The sequence below is a fragment of the Microbacterium sp. MRS-1 genome (assembly GCF_000585455.1).
Lineage (GTDB): Bacteria > Actinomycetota > Actinomycetes > Actinomycetales > Microbacteriaceae > Microbacterium > Microbacterium laevaniformans.
On record NZ_JAUF01000085.1, the window covers coordinates 1 to 1,297 of the forward strand.

The 1,297-nt window shown below is 65.5% G+C and carries 1 protein-coding gene; it reads right to left on the minus strand.

The annotated features are described in order from the left end of the window. Positions 1 to 22: 22 nt before the first annotated feature. Positions 23 to 1,081, minus strand: coding sequence for an IS110 family transposase (locus AS96_RS13220; RefSeq protein WP_036290641.1), 1,059 nt, complete (start codon positions 1,079 to 1,081; stop codon positions 23 to 25). Positions 1,082 to 1,297: the final 216 nt, after the last annotated feature.

Genomic DNA, 1,297 nt, shown 5'->3' on the forward strand with positions numbered 1-1,297 from the left:
CATGGAGATGCTCCTATCGGTGTCAAGAGGGCGCGGGAGTGCTCTCGAGGAGTCGGAACAGGTGGCGGGCGTAGTACCGCTTGAGGCATCGCATCGCTTCCCGCTTGGTCTTCCCATCGCGGACTCGTCGGGCGAGATAGGCGCGGGTTTCGGGGTGGACTTTCGCGCGGGCGAGGATTGCTGTGTGAAGCGCTCGATTGAGCTGGCGGTCACCGCCGCGTGAGAGACGGTGTCGGGTCTGGTTCTGCCCGGAGGTGGCCTCGAGCGGGGCTACTCCGCCGAGTCGCGCGAAGGCGGCTTCGTCACGGCAACGTCCCGCGTGGGACCACGAGATGAGGATCTGCGCGGCGACGAGCGTGCCGATTCCAGACTCGTCGAGCAGCGCCGGGCAGATCTCGCGCACGAGGGGAAGCATTGCCAGCTCGAGGTCACGGCACTCGGTCGTGAGCTGCTTGATCCGGGTCGCCGTGCTTCGCAGGGAGAGTTTCGTGGCTGCATGCTCAGGGTCCGTCGCTGTGTCCGGACGCAGTCGCATGCATCTGTCGACGAGCTGACCGAACGTATGTCCGCGGAGGTCCTCGCGGAGGTCGACCGGCGCGGTCACGATGAGCGCTTTGAGCACGTTGATTGCAGCGACCCGGGCAAGTTTCGCGGAATCACGGGCGACGATGAGGGTGCGCAGACCTTCCCGGAGCCCTCTCGATCGCGGTGTCGCCCACGTCTTGCGCCCCAGTGTTTCGCGTGCCGCGCGCACGGCGTCGAGAGAGTCCGATTTCGCGCCGTCCTTCGATGCCCTGGTGGCGGGGTGGTCGAACTCGATCACGAACTCGCCCTTCTCTGCCAACGTGGCCGCCAGGCCAGCACCGTAGCTGCCGGTCGACTCGATCGCCCACGCGCGTCGTTCGTCGACCGTGAGCGTCTTGGCCCACCTGAGCGCTTGACCGTACCCTCGTCGCGTCGCGGGAAACGTCGCCGACGCTAGTTCACCCTGCGTGGTGACGCTGACGACGGCCGCTGTCACCCGGTCGCGATCCGGATCAACGCCGATCACATGGTCGACGAGCTCTGCAAGAGCAGCCATTTCTCTACCTCTTCCTCTTCGATGGGTCCACCGCCGGAGGGATCGAGGCAGGACTGTGATGGGTCACCCGAAGGGACAAGCTCCTAATCAAGCCATCTGAAGTCGGCGGTGCGGCCGGCGGACATATCTCCAAATGAGGACACCCGGAGGGTCGGTCATTCTGCGGGTCACACCAGCCGACACCACCTTGCCGCGCAGCATGCCGCAAGTGTCACA

What these genes read in the sequence shown, in the direction of transcription:
- AS96_RS13220 (WP_036290641.1), bottom strand. Translation starts at nt 1,081, where the DNA reads ATGGCTGCTCTTGCAGAGCTCGTCGACCATGTGATCGGCGTTGATCCG.